The organism is Streptomyces sp. ISL-100 (assembly GCF_018614615.1).
Taxonomy (GTDB): domain Bacteria; phylum Actinomycetota; class Actinomycetes; order Streptomycetales; family Streptomycetaceae; genus Streptomyces.
Genome location: NZ_JAGGOK010000009.1, coordinates 13,762 through 33,707 on the forward strand (window position 1 = coordinate 13,762; position 19,946 = coordinate 33,707).

A 19,946-nucleotide genomic window follows, 5' to 3' on the forward strand; every position below is an offset into this window, starting at 1 on the left:
CCGGGCAGGAGCCGATGGGAATCCAGGTCGTGCACCATCGGGGCTGGGAGATCGTCCGGCTGACCTCCGAGGCCCTCAGCGCCGACGTCGTCCCGGGCAAGGGCGGCGATGTCCTGTCGCTGACCTGGGTCCCCGGCGGGGTGGACGTGCTGTGGCGCTCTCCGTGGGGGCTGCGCCATCGCGGAGCGCTCGCCACCTCCGGCGACAGCGTGGTCCACCTGATGGAGGGCTATCACGGGGGCTGGCAGAGCGTGTTCCCCAACGGAGGCGACGCCCAGGAGGTGCACGGCGTCGAGTGGGGGATGCACGGTGAGGTCTGGCTCGCCCCCTTCGACTGGGAGCCGGACGGTGAGAGCGCAATCGCGCTCAGGACCCGGCTGGTCCGCAGCCCCTTCGCGGTCGAGAAGCGGATCGCGCTCGCGCACGACACGCTGACCGTCACCGAGACGGTGACCAACGAGGGCGGCGAGCCGGTCGAGGTGATGTGGAGCCAGCACCCAGCCTTCGGCGCGCCGCTGATCTCGCCGGACGCCCACATCGAGACCTCCGCCCGCACGTTCGTGGTCGACGACGAGCGGGACACGGCGACCACCGATCTCCTGCCCGGCGGCATTGCCGTCTGGCCGCACGCTCCCGGCAGGGACGGCGGCACTGTCGACCTCGGGGCGGTTCCCGGACCCGCGTCCGGCATCGACAGGATGGGCTATCTCAGCGATTTCGACCTCGGCTTCGTCGCCGTCACCAACCCCCGGCTGGGGCTGGCGGCCGAGCTCCGCTGGGACGCCACGGTGTTCCCGCATGCGTGGTACTGGCTCGAAGCGGGCGCGACAAGGGGCTTCCCCTGGTTCAAAAGCGTCTACGTCCTGGCGATCGAACCCGCCACCAGCTATCCGGCCCAGGGCCTGGCCAAGGCACGGGCGAAGACCGGCACCACGTTGACGATCGGCCCCGGCGAGAGCCGTACGGCCACGGTTTCCCTGACGGTGAAGGACTGCGCGTGAGCGCGGTCGGATGACCCCGTTGGACTCCACCCTGACCTCCCGTCCAAACGAATGCCCAGATGAATGAAGGAGATATGGCTTCCTACCGTCTGAACCGCCTGTTCAATCCCTCTTCCGGCCGCTGCCTGGACGTCGCCGTCGACCATGGATTCTTCGGCGAACCGTCGTTTCTCACCGGTATCGAGGACATGGGGGCGACGATCGACACACTGATGGCCGCCGCTCCCGACGCCATCCAGCTCACCCCCGGCCAGGCGCCCCTGCTGCAGGGCAGGCCCGGCAAGGACAAGCCCGCCCTGGTGCTGCGCACCGACGTGGCCAACGTCTACGGCAACCCGCTGGACGAGCACCTGTTCAGCATGCATTTCCCGGCCGCCGTGGAGCAGGCCGTCCGGCTGGACGCGGTCTGCGTGGTGGCCAACCTGCTGCAGCTTCCCGGCCGGCCCGAGATACGAGAGGCGTGCATCCGCAGCATCATGGCGCTGCGCACCGAGTGCGACCGGTACGGCATGCCGCTCATGATCGAGCCGCTGGTCATGCGGGACAACGCCGAGAGCGGCGGCTACCAGGTGGACGGCGACACCCGCAAGGTCGTGGCCCTCGTCCGGCAGGCTCGTGAGCTGGGCGCCGACCTCATCAAGGCCGACCCCACCAACGAAATCGCCGACTACCACCAGGTGATCCAAGTAGCCGGGGACGTACCCGTGCTGGTGCGCGGCGGCGGCCGGGTCGAGGATGCCGAGCTGCTGCGCCGTACCGTGGCCGTCCTGGAGCAGGGGGCGCGCGGCATCGTTTACGGACGCAACATCATCCAGCACCGCGACCCCGCCGGGATCACCCGGGCGCTGATGGCCGTCCTGCACGACGAGGCGAGCGCCGAGGAAGCGCTCAGCCTGGTGAAGGCGGTCTGAGCATGGGAAAGACCGTCAACGTCGGCATCATCGGCGGCGGGCTCATGGGCAAGGAGATCACGGCCGCCATAGCCCGATGGCCCGCGCTCATCGACCATCCCGTCACGCCGAAACTCACCGCGGTGTGCGACATCAATCCCGATGCTCTGGCCTGGTTCGATCGGATCGAATCGGTCACCACCAAGGTGACCGACTATCGGGATCTGCTCGCCGACGACTCCGTCGACGTGCTCTACATCGCGGTCCGGCACGACCTGCACGAGCAGATCTACCTCGACGCCGTCGCGGCGGGCAAGGACTTCCTCGCCGAAAAGCCGTTCGGCATCGACCTGGCCGCGGCCGAACGCATCGTCGCGGCCCTGCGCGAGCGCCCAGAAGTGTTCGTCCGCTGTTCCAGCGAGATTCCGTTCTTCCCCGGCGCCCAGGCCGCGATCAACGTAATCAGGTCCGGCGCGCTCGGCCGGATCATCGAGGCGAGCAACTACTTCTGCCACTCCAGCGACCTGGACACAGGCAAGGCGATCAACTGGAAGCGGCAGCGGGAGTACTGCGGTGAGGCAGGGGTCATGAACGACCTGGGCATGCACGTGCTGCACGTGCCGATCCGCCTCGGCTGGGCGCCGAGCCGGGTGTTCTCCGTCCTTCAGGATCTGGTGCCGACCCGCCCCGGTCCCGACGGGACCCCGGTCGCCTGTGACACCTACGAGAACGCCACTCTGCACTGCGCGTCGGAGCACGAGGGGGAGCCTTTCCCGCTCACCCTGGGCATGAAGCGTGTCGATCCAGGCCAGAAGAACACCTGGTCGCTGCGGGTCACCGGGATGAGCGGAGGCGTGGAGTTCTCCACCAAGAACCCCAAGGCGCTGTGGGTCTTCAAGGTGGGCGACGACCCGGTGCTGGGCAGGGAGCAGATCTGGCAGCAGTACGACATGGGCAGTCAGTCGGTGTATCCCACGGTCACCGGCGGCATCTTCGAGACCGGCTTCTCCGACGCGATCCTGCAGATGTGGGCGGCCTTCCTCGCCGAGCGCGCAGGTGAGGCAGGCGACCGATTCGGCTGCGTCACCCCCGAGGAGGCGCTGACCAGCCACCGCGTGTTCGCCGCCGCACTGCGCGCGCACGAGTCCGCCGCCTCGGTCGAGCTGTAGCGGCCGCGCAATAGGGGTGCACGCCAGACGGCGTGCACCCCTAAGCATTGGACAGAGTTCGTCAAGCATGGAACTGAAATCGACGGATCAACCGATGCAGGTGTTGTAGTCGGTGTCCAGGAACGGGCCTTGGATCGTACCGGAGGCGTAGCCGGCCGAGACGGCTGCGCCGACGTTGGCGCTGGTACAACTCGACGTGGTGTCGACGAGCTGGTTCGGCAACGAGTTACCCGTCACCGTCGCGTTCAGCATGCCGGCGACGACGATGCCGGTCTCCGCGTACAGCGGCAGGCTTCCCTTGGTGTTGTTGGTGACGGCCACTGCGTTGCCCTGCCAGGCGTACGGGCCGTGCCAGGCCCGGGTGCCGACGGTGATCCCGATGGCGTGTGGAATTCGCGAGTTGTTCCAGAACGTGTTGTCGTGGATCCTTGCGCCGGCGAAGGAGCTGCTCGCGACGCCCGGCCCATCGCCCAGATCCGGATAGGCGTTCCAGGGGTCGACGCCGATCGCGGCGAAGGTGGCCTGGCCCGCGTTGACGATGACGTTGTGGTGCATCTGGCTGGTCTGGGTGAAATCGCCCTGGCCGAAGAGGATCAGTGGTACGTCGGTGGCGTCGATGATCTGGTTGTTGGCGACCTCGGAATCCTCACAGCCGATCGAGAGGCCGTCGGTCCAGTTGCCTCCGGTGTGGTCGCTGGAGTATCCCTCGATCAAGTTGTCCGTGTAGACGTTGTCGACGCAGCGATCGGATTCGTCGTTGACGCCGCGGGCCTGGATGTTCGTGGCGCCGGCGGAGTTGCCGACCCTGCTCCTGCTCACCTCGTTACCCGTGCCGCTGAGCGACTGGACGTTGTACGCGGCTGACACGTAGCGCCTGGACGCGCCGCTGCCGGGCACTCCCATCTGGCCGTCGACCCACACGTTGCGCAGCTTGGCGCCGGGCCGCAGCACGATGGTCGCCGCGGCGAACGTGGGCCAGGTGTCGGCCCGGACGATGCGCCCCATGTCGGCGTAGCGGCTGGGCGTCGGGGCACCCGTGGTCGTCAGCGTGACCCCGGGCGGCACCACGAGCGAGGACGAGCTGATCCGCACCACGGCCCGCTGAGCAAGAGCGAGCGTGCCACCGCTGGGCGTCGCGTTCAGCCGGGACTGGAGCTGAGCCTGGGTGCCGGTGAAGCCGGCGCCCTTCGTCGCCACGGTGGGCGCCGGCGCCGTCCCGAAGTTGTAGTCCGGGTTGCCCGCCGAGCAGATCGTGCCGGAGAGGCCAGCGAATTCCGGGCTCGCGTACATGTCGTCGAGCATCCCGGACCACGTGATGGCCCCGTTGTTCAGCAGGTTCACCGCGTGTGCGAGGCCGGCGGCGTCAGGGTCGCGGTTGAGGATCGTCCGGTAGGCCACCATCATCCGGGACGTGTTGTCGTAGCCCAGCGCGTTGAACTCGGCCGAGGTGAGCACGCTCTTGCCGAACGCCTTGAGGTTGGCGACGTTGCATCCCTGATTCACGAACTGGGCCTCGGCGGCGGTCCAACTGGGCTGGTCTGGAGCGCGCCCCAGGCCCTCGGTGTAGGCCTTGGCGATGAACTGGTAGGGGACGGGGCCGGCCGCCGCGGCGGCCGCCGACGGGCTCAGCAATGCCCCTGTCAGGACCGCAACGAGGCCGGCGCCGATCGCCTTGTACCAGTGGGTTGTTCGTGCCATTGGATAACCTTTCTGGGGGTTGGAGGGTCACATCTTGACTGCACCCTGGATGCCGGAGACGAAGAAGCGACGAAGGACCACGAAGACGACGATCACCGGGATGACGACCAACAGCGAGGCCGCCATCACCTGGTTCCACTCGACGACGTTCTGGCTCAGCAGGCGCTGCAGGCCGAGCGGCAAGGTGAACGTCGACGGGTCCGACAGCGACACACCGGAGACGATGTACTCGTTCCAGATGGCGACGAAGTTGATGACGGCGACGGTGGCGATCGCCGGCTTGGCGAGCGGCAGATAGATCCGGAAGTGCAGGGCCACCTCGCCGCAACCGTCCATCCGCGCCGAGTCCCTCAGCTCGCGGGGGATCGTGTCGTAATAGGTCTTGAACAGCATGATCGCCAGGGGCGCCGACCCGTTGGCGAACGCGAGCTGGAGGCCCAGGTGCGTGCCGAGCAGGCCGAGCTGGTCCATGGTCAGGATCAGGGGTAGCAGCGTGGTCACACCGGGCACGAAGAAAATCGCGATGAACATCGCGTACAGCGCCCGGCGGCCCGGGAAGCGGAGCACCGAGAACGCGTATCCGGCGAGCGGGTAGATCACCAGGATCAACAGCAGCGAACCGACCGTCACGACGAGGCTGTTGAGCACGTAGTCGCCCACGTTCAGCAGGACGAAGGTGTCCCTCAGAGTCCCGAGCGTGGGATGCTCAGGGATGAGCGAACCGGACGCGATCACCTCCCGCTCGTCCTTGAACGCCCCGGAGACCATCCACAGGAACGGGTAGACGCTGACGATCCCGTACAACGCCATCAGTGTGCCGGCCAGCAGCCTCCACAGCCGACGCCGCCGGTGATCTCGGACGTCGCTCGCGACGGGCGCGGTCGGGGTTCGCACCGCCTGTTCAAGGACGGTCATGTGCGCCTCCTCAGCACGACGAACGTCAACGCGGCCAGCGCGACGCTGAACAGGAACAGCAACCAGCCCAGCGCGCTCGCGTACCCGTAGTAGACCGCATCGCGCCCGAACGCGTAGTTGTAGGCGAGCAGGGGCAAGGTGGTGGTCCGGTCCAGCGGACCACCGTTGGTCATCAGCAGGAAGATCTGGAACTCCTGCAGGACCCCGCGCAGCACGAGCACGACCAGCAACGCGGTGGTGGGCCGCAGCATCGGCCATACGATGCGCGTCGCGATCTTCCACGCGGAGGCGCCGTCGAGCCGCGCCGCCTCGAGCACCGCGTCGTCGATGGACTGCAGCGCGGACAAGTAGAGCAGCACGCCGAGCGGGACCATCCCCCACACCAGCACACCGGTGGTCGTCCAGAGCGCTGTCTCCGGGTTGCCCAGGAAGCCCTCCGGCTCGACGAGGAAGTCCAGCCCCACCGTTTCCAGGACCGAGTTGAGCGCCCCGTCCGGCAGCAGGATGAATCGCCAGGCGTAGAACACCGCGATGCCGGTGGTGACGTACGGCAGGAAGTAGAGCGTCTGGAGGAAGCCACGGATGCGGCCGACGGAGTTGAGCGCCAGCGCCAGCGCCAGGCTGATGAGCACCGTGGGCACCGCCGCGCCAACCATCACGGCGAGGGTCCGGCCGAGCGCGTTTTTGGTCGAATCGGCCAGGGAGGGCACCGCCCACAGCAGGTCACGGAAGTTGTCCAGCCCGGCCCACGTCCACGTCGGTGTGATGCCGTTCCACTCGTGGACGCTGAGCGCCAGGCCATAGCCGATCGTGTAGAGCCCGAGCACCGCGAACAGCAGCACCGCCGGCGCGACGAACAGGTAGCCGGTGAGTGCCTCGCGGCGACCACCGGCCCTGTTCCGGTTACGGCCGCGCCGCGGCACGGCTCGCTCTCGGATTTTGTCCACTGTCAACGGACCCGGCTCCAGGCCTGCCCGTACAGGTCCGCGAACCGCTTGGCGACCTGCTTCGGAGTGCTGTCACCGGCGATGAGCCGGGCCAGCGCGACCGCGCTTTCGTGCTTGACCTGCACCGGCCCGGCGGGCAGCGCGGTGAAGTCGTCGCCGTTGAAGGCGTTGCCTGAGTTCTGGCCGAGTGCGGTGACCACCGGGCCGAGCAGTGGGTCGGACGCGAGGGCGCGGGCAGCCTTGGCCGAGGCAGGCATCTCGCTCGCGGCACTCGCGAAGGCCTTGGCGCCGTCACCGGCGGCGAGGAACTTGGCGAACTCGAGCGCACCCTTCGGGTTCTTCGACTGCGTCGTGATGCCGCTGGACAGGATCGGCGTCGCTGCGAGCTCAGCCTTCGTGATCTTACCGCCGGATGCCGCAGGCACCGGGAACAGAACCAGGTCCTCGGCCTTCATGCCCTGCTGGAGCAGGAACGGCAGGGTGTATGTACCGCCGATGTCCCATGCCGCCTTGCCCTGCGCGAACGCCTGGTCCGCCTGGTCGATGCCGAGCGAGAATACGCCTGGCGCCCACAGGCCCGACATCTGGTCGACGAGCTTGAACGTCTCGACGCTCTCCGGGGAGGTCCACGCGGGCGCTTGCGCCTTGCCGTCCCGGCTCGCGAACGCCTCCTTGCCGAGGTAGTAGTGCGACAGCGGCCGGTACAGCCATTGGAACCCCGTCTCCGGTACCTGCATCCCGGTGACGAGGCCGCCCTTCTTCGCCGACTTCGTGTGCGTCGCGCGAACCGCCTCGACGAAGCCTTCCCACGACCCCGAGGCCTTCGCGACGTTAACCCCGGCCGCGTCGAGCATCGACTTGCGCCCGATCACGATCCCCGAGGAGCCGGCTATATAAGGAATGCCGTACCAGTGCCCGGCCTTCAGCTTCTCAAGAGAGTTCTGCGGGTCGGCCTTGGAGTTGTCGATCGCCAACTGGGTGAGCTTGGCCGCCTCGGCGAGGCCCGGGAGCAGCGCCTCCCGGGTCGTCTGGTCGAAGTCGTCCGTGACGTCCGTCAGGACGCCGGCCGCGCCGAACTTGAATGACTCGTCGGCGCTGCCCACGGTGATGAGGTCGGGCAGCGACTTGGTCCGCGCCGCGGCCTGGACCTTGCTGACGTACGCCTCCTGCGGCGTGGTGAGCTCGATCTTGACGGTCGTGCCGGTCTTCTTCCGGAACTCCTCGGCCGCAGCCTCCAGGCCGGCGACGTGTGACTGCTTGAACGTCCACATCGTCAGCGTGCCGCCGTCCTTGGCCCCCCCGCCTGTGTCCTTGGTATTGCCGGACGGTCCGCACGCGGTGAGTGCGAGCGCGCTCCCGATGATGAGTGCCGCGAAGCGGCGTCGGGTCGTCATGGTCGGATCTCCTCGTTGTTGGTGTGGGTCGGCGGGCCGGTCTTGACCGCGCGTCGGCTTGAGACGGCCGCTCGTGCCCGGACCTCGCTGTCGGGTGCCTGTGTGATCATGCTGATCGCCCTATTCGCGCAACGCTTCGTGGGCGGACAGCGAGGTTGCGAGCACGCCTTCCGGCTGCGGTGACAGTCCGGTGAAGACGCCGCGGATGGCCAGGGCTGCGGGCTTGGGACGACCCCAGAAGTCCAAGATCGACAGGCTCACGGCACAGGGAAAGGTGTCGTGGCCCATCCAGACGATGAACCCGCCGCAACGGGGGAACCGCCGTTTGGTCGCCGCCGCCGCGTACTCCAGCAACGTCGCCTGCCGGTTCTGGCTCGCGTGGACCCACGCCTCCAGGCCCTGCTCTTCTATCGTTGAGTCCAGTTCAGCCAGCCACCATCCTGACGAGTGCGACCAGTCCGCTCTGATCGCGTCGAGAGTGACGTGGTCAGGGGCCAGCCCGAACGCGGTGAGAAGATCGACGGAACTGGAGCCGGCGATGCCGACCTCGGATCGCATCAACGCGTCATCGCGGTCCCAGTACCCGGCCCATTGGTCAGCCGATCCGTCATGGACCCACGGGCCGTGGACGTCGTGGTGAACACCGAGTCCGAAGTTCTCCGGGTCGGCGATGTATCCCGGACCCGAGGGGGATGACGGCAGGAAACGGCGACCAGGGTCCTCATGCCCCAGTACGGCTGCCGCCGCTGCCAGAGCCGGATGAGTGACGTCGACCGGTCGGACCGGGTCACCGCCGTAGGCCCCCACCGCGAGTTCGTTCCCGCCGCACCATAGGGCGAGAGCGGCATGATGGCGCAGCTGCCGTGCGTAGTGCGAGGCGATTTCCGCGAGGCCCGCGGCGAACTCGTCGTCGGCGGGCGGCAGGTTGTCCAGGCCTGAGGAGCTCAGCGGGAGCTCCTGCCAGACGAGCAGGCCGAGTTCGTCGCAGGTGTCGTAGAAGGCCGCTCGTTCCATGGCCGCGCCACCCCACACCCGGATCAGGTTCACGCCCAGGTCGCGGTAGGTGAGCAGGCGCTGTCGGATCATGTCGTCGGTCACGTCCGCATAGTCGGGTCTGACCGGCACCCAGTTGACACCCTGGAGGAATAGCGGCTCGCCGTTCACGTTGCAGATCCACGGCGCAGCGTCGGGCGGAGCTCCCTCGCACGGCGACCATGAGATGTCGCGGAATCCGACGCGCGTCTCAGCCGAGTCGAGCTGCTCTCCCGCTGGATCCACAAGGTCTGCGTGCAGGTGGTAGAGCTGAGCTGGGCCTGACGGGCAGACGGTCCACGGTGTGACGTCGTCCACTGGAACGTGGAACTCGCGCTCACCTGCTGGGTGGTCGGCAGTGGCAACGATGCGTTCTGTCACCGGGTCGACCAGACGCACCCGGATCGAGTGGTCGGGCAGGCAACCAGACGTTGACAGCTTGACGTGCACAGACGCTTCACTGGTCACGCTGGAGTAAGAGGCGAGGGCGTCGAGTCGCTCAATTGCCGGACCCGAGATGAGATCGATTCCAATCGGCCCAGCGATGGCAACCTGGACCATGCGCGGAGTCCAGTCCCAGCCGTAGTTGAACCGAGGCTTCCAGGCACGTCGTTTCGACGTCCACCCAATCTGCCCGAGGTCGTCGGGAACGTCGGTGAAGACAACCGACAGCTGCCGGTGGCCGCCGGCCCACGCCTCGGTAAGGTCAGCCTCGACCGGCAGGAAGGTATTCGAGAAGGAGCCGACCGCGACGTCGCCAAGCATGATCTCTCCGGCGTAGTCGAGACTGTGGCAGCGGAGGGTGAGATTGACTTCGTCATCGATGTCGAGTTCGGACAAGTCGCAACGGAAGATCCAGTGTCGGTTCTCGATCCATTCCGAGTGCTGGGACTGAGATCCGTGGTAGGGGTCAGGGATCAGACCAGCGGCCAAGAGGGCTGGGCGGACCCCTCCAGGAACTTCAACCGGCACGGGTCCAACGGCGGGAGGCCGGCTGGAATGGCTTTCGACGGTGGTGACGAGCTTCCAGTCCCATTGGCGCCACCCCTCGACAGTCCAGGAAAGAGCGCCAAGGTCGATGTATGATCGCATTCACTGTCTCCGCAAGCGGTCGGATCTGCCCGGGCAGATCGGGTTTGATCAGCGCACAGTCACGCCGCGCCGCACCGTAGAAGCGTGGTCGTACCAGTACGTGCGAAACTCGAGCCGGTCCCCGGCAACGGAGTTGGTGTAGTTGACCGCGAACTCCTGATTGCGGTCAGCATGCTCGAACTCGTTGCGGGTCGCGTTCCGCGAGGCAAGGATGGTGGTCGTGTCGGAGTCGTAGACTTCGAGGCGAACGATCGGCGGGGTGGCCGCGGTGACGTTGTCGCTATACAAGGTCCGCGTCGCCGTCCAGGTGCCCACGGGGATCCCGGTCTCGTACGGCCCGTAGCCGAGGAATCCCGCCGGATCGTTGCTCGTCTTCGCGCTCCATCCTTCGTCCTAGAACCTTCGTGTGTCTTCGAAGCGGCTGATGACGTGCCCGATCTCACCGTCGTTCGAGCGCCGGCTCTTGATGAAGATGCCATCGTTGCCCAGCACGCGTTCCACGTTCAGGAAGGCGTTGCCCTGCCAGTACACCTGGAACTCCGGCTGGTGGTCGTGGCGCGGGTTCTGGTACGGCAAGCGGAAGAACTCCCCATCGCCGGCCTGGCGGAAGCCCCCCCGGCAGACCGTCCGTTGCACGACGACGGAGTCCGTCGTGGCATCACAGACGTCGTTTGCCATCACTGGATCGTTGTTTGCCGTCGCGTTGCCGATCATGGTGTTGAAGACGGCGACATTCTCACCTTCGCACCCCATCACGTGGGGCCACTGGTGAGATATCCGGGTGAGGTGTCCTGGACCGGGTTGGCCGACCAGCCCTCTCCGTCGGCATGGCCGAGCTGTTGACTCCGTGTCTCGGCCTCAGCGGCGGAGGTGCGCCCTCCAGCGGTCTCGGTTGCGATTTCCGAACGGCTCAGATCGGCACCAGGGTGTCCCTTCTCGAACTCGGTCTCCAGGAAGTTGCCGTACCGCCACTCCTTGGGAGCGCTCGGCAATACGTCGACGAGACCCGGCTCCGCCCAGACCGCCAGGGTGATCTTTCCGCCGCCGCTTCCTGCGCTATCGTCTCGGCCAGCCGAACATCCGGTGGCCAGGAGGCGCACCGCGGCGACGGGCGCGCTTGTCCGTCCACCCCAGCGCCGGTTACTTCCACCGATCACTTGCTCCACCTCCAAATAACCCTGTCGGCCTGGCTTTACGGACGACCTGCCTATGACAGGGGCTGACCTGGAAGCCGGGCTCCACAGCGTGCCACCAGTTAACAGGAGGCTTCTCTGTGACAGAGGTAAGATTGCCCGCAACGTTAAGGTTGCGGGACAACGTTGTCTACCCTCCCGTGAACAACAGGTTCGTAACGGGGCGCGCTCATCGCGTGAACGCCCTGAACCACGGGTCTCGACTGCCTGGGTGAGGAGAATGTCTGCCCCGCTCAGTCCATTGCCTGGTGCTGAGATCGGCCCTCCTGCAACTGAGATCCCTCACAGGCACGCACGAAGTGGAAGCTGGCGAACGCGGGTAACGTTGGCCACGTCACACAGAACCAGCGTGCGAACTCGACAGCTCGACCGATCTCTCACGGAGCCTGTCGGCCTTCCCACCTGGCTTGCGCACGGGTCCTCGGATGCTTCACACGCGTCGAGCCCCGAGCTACGCCCGGGGAGGGCGGCACCTCAGCGCCTCGACGCCCCCGCGCAGCGTGAGCGGCCCGGCGGCGAACGGGGTGAGGACGGTGGCGCCCCGGCTGATCGCGATCGCATCACCGGAGGCCGACACCAGCTCGCCCCGGCCCTTGACCACGACGAGCACAGAGAATCCCGGCTCACAGGTCGAGGCTGTCCCCTTCTATCGCCGTCAGCTTCTCTGCCACGAAGAATGCTTCGCTGGCGGCCGGGAGGGGGAGCTCCACGGGACGGCCGTGCCTGGCCGCCCGGCTCAGCTCCGCGATCTCCGCGGTGGTCCAGCCGCGCCGGTCGACGCATTGCAACGCGAGGTCGAAGCCGAGGCCGAGGTGTCCGTCGACCGGCCCGTTCACAGCGAAGCCTTCCCACTCCATGAGCACCGAAAGATCCGTCGGCTCCTGGAGCTCCACCAGGAACAGGCCGGCGCCGATCGCGTGCGGCAGGCCGGCGGGCACGAACACTGCGTCGCCGGCTCGAACAGAGACTGCATGCATCTCGCCCAATATCGTCTCGGTTCGCTGCTCGGCCACCCACCGGGCTAGGTCCTGGGGGTCGACATCCCGGCGGAATCCGAGGTGCACCGCCGCCCCTTCTTCCGCGCCGACGATCAGCCAGGCCTCGCTCTTGCCGTAGCCGCAGGCCAGGTGTCGCCAGGAGAAGGAGCGGTCGGGGTGGGCGTGCACGGGCAGGCGCTCGCGGGCGTCCAGCAGCTTGACCAGCAGCGCGGGATCGGGGCCGAATGCCTCGACGTGCGCGGGGCCGAGCCAGGCCAGCGGGTCCCTGCGCACGGCTTCGGCGAGCGTCTCCCCGCTGTCAAGGCGGGTGAGGCCCAGGTGTTCGTCGCCGAACAGCGAGGTGGACGACCCGACCCAGTCCTCCGGGTACCACTCCCCCTGCGAGGCGAGACCGCGGAAGGCGGCGATGGCCGGTCCTCCGCGATAGAAGCGTTGTGGCTGATTGGGGCCAAGGACGAACGATCTCATCGGGTACGACTCCAAAGAGAATGCGAGACAACGTTGTCCCGCATCGTAGCAACGGATATCGTCGGTCGCCATGGCAGAAAGAAGCTTCGAACCCGCAGGAAAGCCCGCGCTTCATCGCCTGCTGGCGGGGATCGTCGGCGACGAACATGTGCGTTCCGACCCTGGCGGGCTGGAGCCGTACGGCCGTGATGCCACGCCTCTGTTCCATCATCGGCCGGACTTCGTTGCCTTCCCTCGCAGCACGGCCGAGGTGGCGGCCGTGCTGCGCGTCGCCAACGAGCACCGGATCCCGGTCATCCCCAGAGGCGCCGGGTCCAACCTCTGCGCGGCCACCGTCCCGCTCACCGGCGGCATCGTCCTCGTCCTCACACGGATGGACGCGATCCTGGAAATCAGCTCGGAGGAGCTGCTGGCCGTATGCCAGCCGGGCCTGACCACCTCGGCACTGGGCACCGCGGCGGCCGGGCACGGCCTGCTGTACGCCCCCGACCCGGGCAGCAGGACGGTGTCCACCATCGGCGGCAACGTCGCCACCTGCGCGGGGGGCCTGCGCGGCCTGAAGTACGGCGTCACCAGGAACCACGTGCTGGGCGTCGAGGTGGTGCTGGCCACCGGCGAGGTCATCCGCACCGGTGGGCGGCTGTGGAAGGACGTCGCAGGCTACGACCTCACCCGCCTCCTGACCGGCTCGGAGGGCACCCTCGGCGTGATCACCGAGGTGACACTGGCGCTGCTGCCCATGCCTGCCACCTCCGGCACCGGCGTCGCCTACTTCACCACCCTGGCCGAGGCGAGCGAGGCGGTCCGCAGAACAATCGCCGCCGGCGTCGTGCCGGCCACGCTGGAATTTCTGGACAACATCTGCTTGAACGCGGTCGAGGACTTCGCCGGACTCGGTCTGCGCCGCGACGCCGGAGCGCTCCTGCTCTTCGGCGACGACGGCACGCCCGACGCGGTCGAGCGCGCAATCACCAGAATGGCAGACATCTGCGCGTCGGCCGGCGCTCTTGAGGTGACGACGGCCGAGGACGTGGCGCAGTCCGAAGCGCTGCTCGCCGCACGCCGTTGCTCGCTCCCCGCGCTCGCCCGCCTCGGCCCGATGACCATCCTGGAGGACGTCAGCGTCCCCAGACCTCGCATGGCCGACATGGTGGACCGCATCGACGAGATCGCCGCACGGCACGACGTGCGGATAGGCACCTTCGGCCACGCCGGGGACGGCAACCTGCACCCCACCTGCGTCCTACACCCCGCCGACCAGGCGGCCATCGGGCGCGCACACACCGCCTTCGGCGAGATCTTCCACACGGCCGTCGAGCTGGGCGGCACCATCACCGGAGAGCACGGGGTGGGCGCGGCCAAGCTGCCCTATCTCGAGGCGCGGCTGGGCAACACACACATCGATCTGCTGCGCCGGATCAAACACGCCTTCGACCCCAACGGCATCCTCAACCCCGGAAAGCTCGGCTCGTGAACGACGACCTCTTCGGCCCTCATCTGCTCGACCGATGCATCTCGTGCGGGTTCTGCCTGCCCGCCTGCCCCACCTACGACAGCACAGGTGACGAGGCCGCCTCGCCCCGCGGCAGGATCAACTTGATGCGCGCGCTGCAGACCGGCGACCTGCCGCTGGACGATCCAACCGCGACCGAGCAGGCGAGCTTCTGCCTGGGCTGCCGGGCCTGCGAGGTGGTCTGCCCCGCCGGAGTCGAGTACGGCAAGCTGCTGGAAGAATGGCGCGACGCGACCTGGCGGGGCCGCAGCCGACCGCTGCCGGCCCGCCTCCTCATGATGGCGGCCGGTAGGCCCTGGCTCCTGCGCGCGATGGGCGTCGTACGGCGGAGCGCCCGGCGGCGGCCGCTCGCGCCGGATCAGCCCGCGCTCATGCTCGGATGCTTCGAGCGCGCACTGTTTCCCGAGGTGAGCCGTGCGGCCCTGCAACTGTCACCCGGGCTGGCCGTCCCTCGTTCTCAGGGTTGCTGCGGCGCGCTGCACGCGCACAACGGGGACCTTGAAGGTGGCCGCGAGCTGGCCAGGAAACTCGGACGAGACCTTCCCGGAGTCATCGTCACCACCGCCGGCGGCTGCGCAGCGCATCTGGCGGAAGTCCTCGGCCGAGACCGCGTCAGAGAGTTCTCCGAGCACGTCACCGCCGGAGCGGTGGCGATGAGAAGGCTCGTCATCGACGGACGCCTGGCGCGAGTCACGTTCCAGGACTCGTGTCACCTGCGAAACGGCCTGGGAGTGCAGGTCCAGCCTCGTGCTCTCCTCCGGCAGGTGGCGGAGTATGTGGAGATCGAGGGTGCTGACCGGTGCTGTGGAGCGGCCGGCACCTACGCCCTGCTACGTCCGAAGGACAGCATGGCCATCCTGCAGCCCAAACTGGACGCCATAGAGGCGGCGGGGGTGGACTATGTCGTCGCGGTGAACCCGGGATGCCTTCGACAACTGAGCACCGGGCTCAAGAGGCGGGGGTCGAGCGTGCGGGCCGTCCATCTCGCCGAACTGATCGCAGGAGCCTTGCCGACTCAGTGATCGGCGAGCTCACCGGACGTCGTCCGATCCTCCGATACGGCAGCTGTAGATCGTTAAGGGGTAGGTCAGCTGGGGGCCTTGACCCCTGATCTTGGACACTTGAGACGTGGATCTTGAGGATCTGAGAACGGGCATCTTGTGGTCATGAAGCACTACCCGCCGGAGTTCAAGGCGGACGCGGTCGAGCTGTACCAGTCGCGGCCCGGAGCGACGATCAAGCAGGTCGCCGCCGACCTGGGGATCAACCCGGAGACGCTGCGTAACTGGATACGCGCGGCCGGAGCGGGCCGCCCGCGGGGACGCCGGGCCGAGGTGTCGGCCGAGCCGCCCACGCCGCTGGAGGCGGAACTGGCCGCCGCACGCAAGAGGATCCGCGAGCTGGAGGAGGAACGTGAGATCCTGCGGAAGGCCGCGAAGTATTTCGCCGGGGAGACGCGCTGGTGAACCGCTTCCAGTTCGTCGCCGACCACCAGCGCCGCTTCGGCGTGAAGCGGCTGTGCACCATCCTCGGCATCGCCCGCTCGAGCTTCTATCACTGGCGCCGCACCGCAGCCGACCGGACGGCCCGCCAGGCAGCCGACGCGAAGCTCGCCGCCCGGATACGCACCATCCACCGGGCCTCGGACGGCACCTACGGCGTCCCGAGGATCACCGCCGAACTGCGCGAGGACTGCGAGCGGATCAACCACAAGCGCGTCGCCCGCCTCATGCGGCAGGCCGGTCCGGCGGGACTGCGGCTGCGACGCAGGCATCGCACCACCATCGCGGACCCGGCCGCCGCGAAAGCGCCCGACCTGATCGGCCGCGACTTCACCGCGAAGGCGGTGAACACCAAGTATGTCGGCGACATCACCTGTCTCCCGCTGACCAGCGGGAAGTTCCTGTATCTGGCCACGGTCATCGACCTCGCCTCGCGCCGCCTGGCCGGCTGGGCGATCGCCGACCACATGCGGACGTCCCTGGTCACCGATGCTCTCGCCGCGGCCGAACGGACCCGCGGAAGCCTGGCCGGCGCCGTCATGCACACCGACCACGGAGCAATACACGAGCCGGGCGTTCGCCGACGCCTGCCGCCAGGCGAGCGTGGTCCAGAGCATGAGCGCCGTCGGCAGCTCGGCGGACAACGCGCTCGCCGAGTCGTTCAACGCCACATGCAAACGCGAGATCCTCCAAGGCCGCAGGGCCTGGACCGACGAGCGCGAAGCCCGCCTCGACCTCTTCCGCTGGCTCCACCGCTACAACACCGTCCGCCGCCACTCCGCCCTCGGACACCGCAGCCCCATCACCTACGAGACGGCCCTCGACACACCATCAACTACGCTGGCCCCAGCCGCATAAGCCGTGTCCAAGATCAGGGGTCAAGGCCCCAGCGGCATCTCGCCCCACTTCAGGCCACGGCGCCACCTGATGACCGCCACCGAACACCGCACCGAGATGATCATCCGCTTCGCGATCTGGGACCAGATCACCGGCACCGCCGCCCTGCCCGCCACGGCCTGAACCAGCGCCGCCGGCCCACCCCGGCATGCCCTGACGCACCGTCGGACACTCACGCCCTCGACAACGTGACAGTGCCCTCCTGGGAAGTCGGAGGATGCCTCGTCCCGACAGGGACGCCGCTCTACCAGATCCTCAAAATCCAGTGTCTACGGTATCCAAACCCCGAGGTGAGGATCCGTCCCCGTTTCTGCTGCTGGGGGCATTCGTTAGGGAAGGCACACGAGGATCGACACCGGCAGTCTGAGAACGAGCACGCATGAGTGCAGCACAGGTGGAAGGCGCCGAAACGGTTCGCCCGAGCCGCAGTCAGCGCGATTCCGCTCACGGCACGGCGGAGGTTCAGCCGTCCCAGCAGAGGAAGGCCGCCGTCGAGGCCGTGTGCACCTCGCCTGCGGTCGGCCCTGGTCGGTCATTCGTTGCGACACCCATCTACGACCAGCTGCGTGCCGAGTACGCAGCCCGTCATCTGACTCTTCCCGGTGCCGGCCCTGCGGCGGCGGCGCCTTGGTCATGAAACACCCGGACGGCCCGCCAGTCATGCGCCAGCCGCCTGGCGGGCCCGAGGAGAATCCCTGATCATGCGTGATGAAACTGTGCAGAACAAGCCCGTGACGGTGCCGGAGCATCTGATGAGTCTCGGCATGGAAAGCGATCCGGACCATCCTGACGACACCGTGGGCATGGAATGGTGGTACGTCAACTTCCATGCCGAAACAGCCGAAGGCAGGCCGTTTTCCGGCTTCGCGGCGTTCTTCCGGGTCGGCGAAGCGAGCGCTCACGGGGGAGTGGAACACTCGCACACCCTCGCGGCCGGGTGGTGTGATCCGCAGACCGGGCGCTATCAGCAGCTGACGCAGCTCGACGGGGCGAATCTGGCCCTGATCCGGCAGGTACTGAGGAACGATCGCGTCTACGATCCCAAACTGCGTGAGGCACTCGAGGACATGGTGTCCGACGACCGGCCTCCGCTGCCCGACCTCCCTCTAGAGGGGCCGGTGCGTCTCGGTCTCGATCCGTTCGTGCTCTGCTACGGGACGGACGCCGAGTTCCGGCGTGATGACGAGGGCAGTTATCGGCTGCGGCTGCGTCATCCGGTGGAGCACTTCTCCATGGATCTCGCCTTCACGCCTCTGCGCCCGGCAGCCTGGCAGGGAGGTGGGACGGTGTCGGGGATCGGCGATGACGACGAGGGAATGCGCTACTACAGCGTGACCCGTCTCGCTGTAGCGGGTGAGATTACTACCGTCGGCGTCCGGCACGAGTTCGCCCACGGCATCGCCTGGTACGACCACGAGTGGGGTCTCGCCCCTGTGCGGGCAGAAAGCGGCTTCGCGGCGGAGGAGACGGCCTGGGACTGGTGCGGCCTCCATCTGGACAACGGCTGGGACGTCTCGGCCGCCGTCTGGAGCAAGGTGAACGTCGCCGACGGCAAGAGTGAACTCCGGGACCGGACCTCGCTCGTCGTGTCACCCGACGGCACCGCCCGCACGATCGACGACTACACGCTGGAGCGCGGCCCTGTATGGACCTCCCTGCAGACCTGCAACGAGTACCCGCTCAGCTGGACGCTCACCTCGCCCTCCCTCGGCCTTGACCTCACGCTCCAGGCGGCCTTCGCCCGCCAGGAGGTGCGCACGGTCACCATCCACCGGGGCTTCTGGGAGGGAAGGGTCCACGTCAGCGGCAGATTCGGCGGCAGGGCGGTGCACGGAACCGGCTTTGTGGAGGTCAAGCCGGCCCAGGCGATCGCCCGGATGGACCAGCTCATGAACCCCATCGCAGCGGAGACCCGCCGAGTCATCAGTGAGTTCTATCCGTCGACCCCCAGCCCGCAGGCCAGCCTCGGTTTCCTCGGCCCCGGGACGGAAGACCTGCTGTCGACCGTTTCCCACAGCGAGATCCACGAGGCGCTGGCCCGGCCCGTACTGCATGTGGTGGAAGCGGCGGGCAAGAGCTGGCGCCCCTTCGCGTTCATCGCCGTGGTCGAAGCATTGGGAGCCGACAGCGACCCCTACCGTCCGCTGATGGCGGTCGTCGAGCTGCTGCACACCGGCAGCCTCATCGTCGACGACGTACAGGACGACGCCGTCTTGCGGAGGGGCCGCCCAGCCGCGCACAGCGTCTTCGGCACCGCCACGGCCATCAACGCGGGCACCGCTACCTATTTCGCCTTCGACCGGGTTCTGCGCGGGCTGGAGCTGAGGCCGGAGGTCCGTCTCCACGCCTATGAGTTGTTCTGCGGCGTGCTCCGCAGCGCACACGCGGGTCAAGCCCTCGACATCCGGGGGCGTACCCGGGCCATGGACGAAGCCGTAGCCGCGGGCAGCCAAGAGACGATCGGCGACCACGTACTCGCAGTCCATCGCCTGAAGACGGCACTACCGGTACGGGCCCTCGCGGATCTGGCCGCCACCCTCGCCGATGCCCAGCCAGCCCAACGCGCGGCGCTCTGCGACTACTTCGAGGCGCTGGGCCTCTGTTATCAGATCTCCGACGACGTGTTCGATCTGCGGGGTCACGTCAATGGCAGCGGAGAGCGCTTGAAGGAGCCGGGCGAGGACATCCGCAACGGGAAAGTGACCTACCCCCTCGCATGCGCAATCGAACTGCTGCCCAACGGCAGGGCCCAGGAACTCTGGCGGCGCGTCAGTGCCCGGCCCCGGCAGCCGGAGGAGGTCGCCGCCTGCATCGCTCTGCTTGAACGGTCCGGTGGTGTGGACCTCGCGTTGGAGCGCGCCCGGGCGTTGATCAACAGGAACTGGAACGTCCTCGAACCGCTCCTGCCGAATTACCCGATCAAGGCCATGCTCCGTGCGCTCGGCCTGTTCGCCGCCTACCGGGACGCACAACTGAACGGATAAGGGTCCGAGAAAGAGCGAGCGGCGCCTCCCACCGGCCACCTTGCCCACCCCGTGGGCCGTGCTGACGGTCCCTACCCCCCGAAAGGCCAGCAGCGCATGCTCCCTGAACACGATGTCATCACGGACTTCCCGGAGGAACTTGCACAACTGGGCCCGCATCCCCGGTTCCCGGCGCTCAGCGACATCCAGAACGCGCGCAGTGGCACCCCCACCATGTTCTTGTCAGCGGTCACGCAATTCGGCTCTGTCGGGG

The 19,946-nt window shown here is 67.6% G+C and carries 16 protein-coding genes and 2 pseudogenes; 8 read left to right on the forward strand and 10 right to left on the reverse strand.

The window, feature by feature from the left end:
- The first annotated feature begins 14 nt into the window (after nt 1-14).
- The 3 genes from J7E89_RS05150 to J7E89_RS05160 all read left to right on the forward strand — a co-directional run bounded on the left by J7E89_RS05150 (nt 15) and on the right by J7E89_RS05160 (nt 3,060).
- Entirely contained in the window at nt 15-1,001 is a 987-nt protein-coding gene (locus J7E89_RS05150) for an aldose 1-epimerase (RefSeq protein WP_214968880.1), read from the forward strand.
- A gap of 74 nt (nt 1,002-1,075) precedes the next feature.
- Nucleotides 1,076-1,912 (forward strand): class I fructose-bisphosphate aldolase, encoded by an 837-nt coding sequence (locus J7E89_RS05155; RefSeq protein ID WP_214968882.1) that lies wholly within the window; start codon nt 1,076-1,078, stop codon nt 1,910-1,912.
- 2 nt (nt 1,913-1,914) lie between these two features.
- Nucleotides 1,915-3,060, forward strand: coding sequence for a Gfo/Idh/MocA family protein (locus J7E89_RS05160; protein ID WP_214968884.1), 1,146 nt, complete (start codon nt 1,915-1,917; stop codon nt 3,058-3,060).
- An 87-nt stretch (nt 3,061-3,147) separates the two neighbouring features.
- On the opposite strand, the gene J7E89_RS05165 is transcribed toward J7E89_RS05160, so the two are convergent.
- From J7E89_RS05165 to J7E89_RS05210, 10 genes are all read right to left on the reverse strand, one after another.
- The gene (locus tag J7E89_RS05165) at nt 3,148-4,758 is read right to left on the reverse strand and encodes a DUF4214 domain-containing protein (protein WP_214968886.1); all 1,611 of its coding nucleotides are present in this window, start codon (nt 4,756-4,758) and stop codon (nt 3,148-3,150) included.
- A gap of 27 nt (nt 4,759-4,785) precedes the next feature.
- Nucleotides 4,786-5,673, reverse strand: a complete 888-nt coding sequence (locus J7E89_RS05170) for a carbohydrate ABC transporter permease (protein WP_214968888.1) — start codon at nt 5,671-5,673, stop codon at nt 4,786-4,788.
- Entirely contained in the window at nt 5,670-6,596 is a 927-nt protein-coding gene (locus tag J7E89_RS05175; protein WP_308315336.1) for a sugar ABC transporter permease, read from the reverse strand. The genes J7E89_RS05170 and J7E89_RS05175 overlap by 4 nt, the downstream gene beginning before the upstream one ends.
- Nucleotides 6,597-6,622: 26 nt before the next feature.
- Nucleotides 6,623-8,014, reverse strand: coding sequence for an ABC transporter substrate-binding protein (locus tag J7E89_RS05180; RefSeq protein WP_214968891.1), 1,392 nt, complete (start codon nt 8,012-8,014; stop codon nt 6,623-6,625).
- A 120-nt stretch (nt 8,015-8,134) separates the two neighbouring features.
- Nucleotides 8,135-10,138 carry a hypothetical protein gene (locus J7E89_RS05185; protein WP_374196786.1) on the reverse strand — a complete coding sequence of 668 codons (2,004 nt, stop codon included), beginning with the start codon at nt 10,136-10,138 and terminating at the stop codon, nt 8,135-8,137.
- A 48-nt stretch (nt 10,139-10,186) separates the two neighbouring features.
- The gene (locus J7E89_RS05190; protein ID WP_214968894.1) at nt 10,187-10,453 is read right to left on the reverse strand and encodes a hypothetical protein; all 267 of its coding nucleotides are present in this window, start codon (nt 10,451-10,453) and stop codon (nt 10,187-10,189) included.
- A 78-nt stretch (nt 10,454-10,531) separates the two neighbouring features.
- On the reverse strand, nt 10,532-10,852 hold the full coding sequence (locus tag J7E89_RS05195; RefSeq protein WP_214968896.1) for a hypothetical protein: 321 nt from the start codon (nt 10,850-10,852) through the stop codon (nt 10,532-10,534).
- Between the two features lie 38 nt (nt 10,853-10,890).
- Nucleotides 10,891-11,295: a hypothetical protein gene (locus J7E89_RS05200; protein ID WP_214968898.1), complete on the reverse strand. Its 405-nt coding sequence runs from the start codon at nt 11,293-11,295 to the stop codon at nt 10,891-10,893.
- Between the two features lie 487 nt (nt 11,296-11,782).
- Nucleotides 11,783-11,941 (reverse strand): hypothetical protein, encoded by a 159-nt coding sequence (locus J7E89_RS05205; RefSeq protein ID WP_214968900.1) that lies wholly within the window; start codon nt 11,939-11,941, stop codon nt 11,783-11,785.
- 13 nt (nt 11,942-11,954) lie between these two features.
- Nucleotides 11,955-12,797 (reverse strand): class I mannose-6-phosphate isomerase, encoded by an 843-nt coding sequence (locus J7E89_RS05210; RefSeq protein WP_214968903.1) that lies wholly within the window; start codon nt 12,795-12,797, stop codon nt 11,955-11,957.
- 70 nt (nt 12,798-12,867) lie between these two features.
- Here J7E89_RS05210 and J7E89_RS05215 point away from each other — a divergent pair, with 70 nt between their 5' ends.
- The 5 genes and pseudogenes from J7E89_RS05215 (at nt 12,868) to J7E89_RS05235 (ending at nt 19,693) form a co-directional block, all read left to right on the forward strand.
- On the forward strand, nt 12,868-14,271 hold the full coding sequence (locus J7E89_RS05215; RefSeq protein WP_214968905.1) for an FAD-binding oxidoreductase: 1,404 nt from the start codon (nt 12,868-12,870) through the stop codon (nt 14,269-14,271).
- Entirely contained in the window at nt 14,268-15,332 is a 1,065-nt protein-coding gene (locus J7E89_RS05220; RefSeq protein ID WP_214968907.1) for a (Fe-S)-binding protein, read from the forward strand. Before J7E89_RS05215 ends, J7E89_RS05220 begins: the two co-directional genes overlap by 4 nt.
- Before the next feature lie 138 nt (nt 15,333-15,470).
- Nucleotides 15,471-16,670: pseudogene (locus tag J7E89_RS05225) on the forward strand (IS3 family transposase).
- Between the two features lie 30 nt (nt 16,671-16,700).
- Nucleotides 16,701-16,832 (forward strand): annotated as a pseudogene (locus J7E89_RS05230) (IS6 family transposase); the annotation flags it as partial.
- A 578-nt stretch (nt 16,833-17,410) separates the two neighbouring features.
- Nucleotides 17,411-19,693, forward strand: a complete 2,283-nt coding sequence (locus J7E89_RS05235) for a polyprenyl synthetase family protein (protein WP_214968909.1) — start codon at nt 17,411-17,413, stop codon at nt 19,691-19,693.
- The last annotated feature ends 253 nt before the right edge of the window (nt 19,694-19,946 follow it).

Bases quoted from the DNA above. Each gene is read 5' to 3' on its own strand.
- J7E89_RS05150 (WP_214968880.1), top strand. From the start codon at position 15: ATGGGAATCCAGGTCGTGCACCATCGGGGCTGGGAGATCGTCCGGCTG.
- J7E89_RS05155 (WP_214968882.1), top strand. From the start codon at position 1,076: ATGGCTTCCTACCGTCTGAACCGCCTGTTCAATCCCTCTTCCGGCCGC.
- J7E89_RS05160 (WP_214968884.1), top strand. From the start codon at position 1,915: ATGGGAAAGACCGTCAACGTCGGCATCATCGGCGGCGGGCTCATGGGC.
- J7E89_RS05165 (WP_214968886.1), bottom strand. From the start codon at position 4,758: ATGGCACGAACAACCCACTGGTACAAGGCGATCGGCGCCGGCCTCGTT.
- J7E89_RS05170 (WP_214968888.1), bottom strand. From the start codon at position 5,673: ATGACCGTCCTTGAACAGGCGGTGCGAACCCCGACCGCGCCCGTCGCG.
- J7E89_RS05180 (WP_214968891.1), bottom strand. From the start codon at position 8,014: ATGACGACCCGACGCCGCTTCGCGGCACTCATCATCGGGAGCGCGCTC.
- J7E89_RS05185 (WP_374196786.1), bottom strand. From the start codon at position 10,138: ATGCGATCATACATCGACCTTGGCGCTCTTTCCTGGACTGTCGAGGGG.
- J7E89_RS05195 (WP_214968896.1), bottom strand. From the start codon at position 10,852: ATGATCGGCAACGCGACGGCAAACAACGATCCAGTGATGGCAAACGAC.
- J7E89_RS05210 (WP_214968903.1), bottom strand. From the start codon at position 12,797: ATGAGATCGTTCGTCCTTGGCCCCAATCAGCCACAACGCTTCTATCGC.
- J7E89_RS05215 (WP_214968905.1), top strand. From the start codon at position 12,868: ATGGCAGAAAGAAGCTTCGAACCCGCAGGAAAGCCCGCGCTTCATCGC.
- J7E89_RS05235 (WP_214968909.1), top strand. From the start codon at position 17,411: ATGCGTGATGAAACTGTGCAGAACAAGCCCGTGACGGTGCCGGAGCAT.